At 58.3% G+C, this 4,587-nt stretch carries 1 protein-coding gene and 3 pseudogenes; 3 read left to right on the top strand and 1 reads right to left on the bottom strand.

The features are described from left to right. Window positions 1–363: 363 nt before the first annotated feature. A complete protein-coding gene (locus AC0L2Y_RS34265; RefSeq protein ID WP_473562292.1) occupies window positions 364–1,065 on the bottom strand; it encodes an IS6 family transposase in 702 nt (233 codons plus the stop codon). 137 nt (window positions 1,066–1,202) lie between these two features. Here AC0L2Y_RS34265 and AC0L2Y_RS34260 point away from each other — a divergent pair. The 3 pseudogenes from AC0L2Y_RS34260 to AC0L2Y_RS34250 form a co-directional block, all read left to right on the top strand. Beyond that, window positions 1,203–1,373, top strand: a pseudogene (locus AC0L2Y_RS34260) (ABC transporter permease); the annotation flags it as partial. Between the two features lie 401 nt (window positions 1,374–1,774). Further along, window positions 1,775–2,770: pseudogene (locus tag AC0L2Y_RS34255) on the top strand (type IV secretory system conjugative DNA transfer family protein); the annotation flags it as partial. Window positions 2,771–2,776: 6 nt separating this feature from the next. Continuing rightward, a pseudogene (locus AC0L2Y_RS34250) lies at window positions 2,777–4,587 on the top strand (Ulp1 family isopeptidase); the annotation flags it as partial.

Below are 4,587 nucleotides of genomic sequence, written 5' to 3'. Positions count from 1 at the left end.
CTCCCCAAGGCGTGGAATACCGAAGCTGGGGGATGAACGCGCAGCGATCCCCCCACTCGTGATTGACACGATTGTTTCGGGAAGCGATGGGCAGCTTCAAAATGTCCCGTCGACGCGCACCAGAGCTGCCATGCCACTAGGATAAGCATCATGGTTCTATGAGGAACGAAGGGCTGGTTTTCCGCTTCGTCAGCCAAAACCGGACTGACAGCACACGTCCCAAAGACTGCAGATGCGAACATTCTGCTTCTTCGGCTTTTACCGGTTGCATGGAAGGTCGAGCGAGTGCCATTGTACACATCGTATTGTGGGCGATGTCACGTTGTCTGCATATACACGCGTTGAGACCTGCGGCCGCTGATGTCAGCTGACCATGGCCACGGCTTTCCATTCCGCCATGGCCTGCAGGCGGTGAATATGTGTAGCGAGAGCGGAGCGTTTTGAGTGGGGCGGGACGAAGAGATTGCGCAGAGCCGAGAAGATCGAAACGAAGCGTTGCAGTGCTCCTGGTGATCGGAAGCCTTGCATCATCCGCTCCCGTTTTCGCAGCGGCACATGGGCATTCTCCGCCCGGTTGTTCAATCCCTTGTGCGACCGATGCTCGATGCCCGGCATCACCTGTCGCCTGGCTGTTCCATAGGAGCGCAGCTTGTCGGTGATCATGCGCTTCGGCGCGACGCCTTGCTTCTTCAGCAGCCGCGTCAGCAAGCGTTTGGCCGCCTTGGTGTTGCGGCGGTTCTGGACGATCTCGTCGAGCACATAGCCATCCTGGTCGACGGCGCGCCACAACCAGTGTTTCCTGCCGGCGATGGTGATGACGACTTCATCCAGGTGCCAGACATCGTTTCGGCTCGGCCGGTTTCTGCGAAGACCTCGAACGTAATCAGGCCCGAACTTGATGCCCCACCGGCGGATTGTCTCATACGAAACCACGATGCCGCGCTCCAGCAGCATTTCCTCGACCAGACGCAGGCTCAAGGGGAACCTGTAGTAAAGCCAGACTGCATGGGCGATGATCTGCGGCGCGAAACGATGGCGCTTGTAGCTGACGGTTGCGGTGTTCATGCCGTCGCGTCTATGCCGCAAATCCCTGACCGCGAGTTAAGTTGATAACGCCGACGGCCGCTGCCGCTGCTCTCGTGCTTAAGCCAACCTTCAATTTTACAGATCCGATCAACTGAGTTGTGATCTTCCCATGATACGCCTTAGCAAGCCTGGCGTTGATAGTCACCGCGCTTGCGCCCAGTTACCACTATTTCATCTTCTACCAGACGCTCGTCCTCACACCCATGCTGTTCCTGTCCGGCGCGGTCTTCCTGGTCACCCAATTGCCCGTCGCCTTTCAGCAGGTGGCGGGCAACTTGCCGCTGGCGCCGCGACATGTCACCTGGAATTGTCTGATGTACGACAATGTTGGAAAGCGACATAAGCGGATCGATGTATCCCATTGTATCGAAATAACCCTTACCTTGGCACGCATATTGCTTCTGTTCATCCGAAAACCCGTTACGGACCGGCGATAATCGTGCTGAGAATGTCGAATGTTTGCCAGAATGATTTCAGCCGAGGCGACGTCCGGCCCTACTACGGCAGGACTTTCCAAATGCAGAAAGGACGAGTCCGTAATCGCTGGGGAATAGTCGAGACAGGGCTGCATAGGCGCTTTTCCGCAGTCGTTATCGGCCCAGACGCCAACTCTGCAATCGGTCACCCAACCAGTCCTGGATGTCCTCCAACAGCGCCCTGTCATGTTGAATGCAGCCCTACTGCACCCGCGGGCATCCTCGCCTGCATCGAGCGGGGCACGCCAACAATCGGCGCAGTCTATGATCTCTTCGCCCAGCCGGGGGAGAAGTTTAAGCTCTTCGCGCGACTCGCCATGGAGACCCGGAACAAAGAGGCACAACGCATCTTCGACGACATGGCCGGGAACGATACAAAAATCCTAACCTCCTACACGTCCGTCCTTGGCGATGGCGGGCTCAATTTGTGGGCGGATCCCGCTGTAAAGGCGGCGACAAGTCGCTCAGATTTTTCGGTCTATGATCTTCGCCGTCGCAAAACGTGCATCTATCTTTGCGTTGGTCCAAACGACCTTGAGGTGGTCGCGCCTTTGATACGCCTGTTCTTTCAGCAAGTCGTTTCAATTCTACAGCGGTCGCTGCCTCGCCGGGATGAAAAATACGAAGTTCTGTTTCTGCTCGATGAATTCAAGCACTTGGGTAAGCTGGAGGCGATCGAGACCGCAATTACGACCATCGCGGGCTACAAGGGTCGCTTCATGCTCATCATCCAAAGCCTCTCGGCACTGACGGGGGCCTATGGCGAGGCTGGCAAGCAGAATTTTCTCAGCAATACCGGCCTGCAAGTGTTCATGGCCACGGCCGATGACGAGACTCCAACCTACATTTCCAAAGCCATCGGTGAATACACGTTTCAAGCCCAATCGATTTCCTACAGCCAGGCGCGAACGTTCGATTGGAACATCCAGAATTCACATCAAGGTGCACCGCTGTTGCGTCCCGAACAGGTTCGGCTGCTCAATGACGAGTACGAGATCGTTCTGATCAAAGGTCTGCCACCATTGCAATTGAGGAAGGTGCGATATTTTTCGGATCGCATCCTGAAACGCATCTTCGAAAGCCAGACAGGCGCCCTCCCGGACCCGGCACCCTTGATGATAGCAGACGAGGGGCTCTCGGCAGAATCGCAACCCGATGAGCAGCTGCGTGGATTGGCGCAGAACTTTGACGATATAGTTTGTATGTGAGGTAGCATGGACCCGCTAAATAGTACATCCCGTGTAACAGCTTTGTCGCAGGTGCAGGACGCCGGCTTGGAAGAGGGGCAAGCGGGCCAGGCCCGGCAAGCGAGCTTTGAGCAGCACCTTGCCGAGACCCGCAGGCTGTTCGATCAAGCTGACGAGTCGCCAACCAATCCAGAGGAGCTTCTGCGACTGGAACGGGGGTTACGCGAAGTGCTTCAGCGACGGCAGGATGATCAAGCCACCTCGTCTTTTTTCAGCGACCCAGGCATGCCCGCTGGACGGGGTGACCTCAACAGCATCGTGGCGGACGCTTTCGCAGCGGCCGGCTCTGGGCACGCCGGAGTTGAGGCCGCCGCCCCGCCAGCGTTAGCTGCCAGCCAACAGCAGATCCGGCCCTGGCCGGATGCGCTTGACCGGGGCAACCTCCTGCCACCCGGGTGGGTGATCATCAACGATGAACATTACACAGCGCTGTTGCGGCCAGCGGAGAGGCAGAAGGCCCTGAATACGCCGCAAGCCGCCGCCATTCAGCAGCCGCTGAGCGAAATCGGCAATTCAGGCGGCCGCGTGCCGATGCAGCCGCCCAGGCAGCAGTTGGGTGAATTGCCATTGGAAGGGGTACCTGTTCAAGGGACATGGTCCGAACACATCGGAAGGCTGCATGCGGCGGCCGCGCCGTCCGCATGGTCTGAGAAGCACCTCGCTGCGATCGAGAACTCCATAAACGTCTCATTTGCGGTCCCCAAAGGCTTCTCCCATGGGACTCACCGCGTCCCAGACGCGATGCTCCCTTTCGTGGACCGCCACGACCCCTTGCCGAATGCGGGCCAGGCCCGGCAAGCGGGCTTTGAGCCGCACGTGGCCGAGCCGCGCCGAGCCGATCCTGTCGCGAGTGGCGCCCGTAATGCCCGCTATCGCCATCTGTCCGGCGAACACCGGGACCTTATTGATAAGGCGATCGCCCAGGCTGCGGCTCAGAAAAAATTGAGCGTGAGCACGGTCCGAACATACACGTATGCACTTCGCCGATTGGCGAATGATCTCGGCGCTCGTGGCCAAGCGACTGATCTAAAAGATCACCAATCCCTGGTCGATCACGTCGATGCTTTTTTTCCGCTAAACGATGATATAAAGACGGCATTGAACGTCCTGCGTGCGTATCATGAGCCGGGCTATTCGGCGACTGCCCGGCGGCCAGTGCCCTCAAAGGCAGACGCGCATGTCTTGGAACAAATGACCAGTGACAGCAGCTTGGCCTCAAGCACCCGTGTTATGTATGGTCGTAATCTTCGCAGATTTTCTGGGGCGCTTGAGAGACAGGGCCTGGCGATCTCTGGGTTGGATCATGATACGCGGATGAAATTCGCCGAGACGTTGTTTCCAGGCAACAGCAATCTCACCTTCGCGTTGCGACGGGTTCGCGATGCGGAGTCCGCGTCAGACAGAAGCGTGACGGACGCTTTCGCGGCGGCCGACTCTGGGCACGCCGGAGTTGAGGCCGCCGCCCCGCCAGCGTTAGCTGCCAGCCAACAGCAGATCCGGCCCTGGCCGAATGCGCTTGACCAGGGCAACCACCTGCCACCCGGGTGGGTCATCATCAACAATGAACACTCCACAGTGCTATTGAGGCCAGCGGAGAGGCAGAGGGTCCTGAATACGCCGCAAGCCGCCGCCATTCAGCAGCCGCTGAGCGAAATCGGCAATTCAGCCGGCCGCGTTCCGATGCAGCCTCCCATGCAGCAGTTGCCATTGGAAGGGGTACCTGTTCAAGGGACATGGTCCGAACACATCGGAAGGCTGCATGCGGAGGCAGCGCCCTT

The organism is Mesorhizobium sp. WSM4830 (genome assembly GCF_055811495.1).
The sequence above is the reverse complement of the archived record's forward strand: the minus strand, read 5'-3'. Positions and strand labels throughout refer to the sequence as shown.

Coding starts and splice junctions, on each gene's coding strand:
- AC0L2Y_RS34265 (WP_473562292.1), bottom strand. CDS start 1,065: ATGAACACCGCAACCGTCAGCTACAAGCGCCATCGTTTCGCGCCGCAG.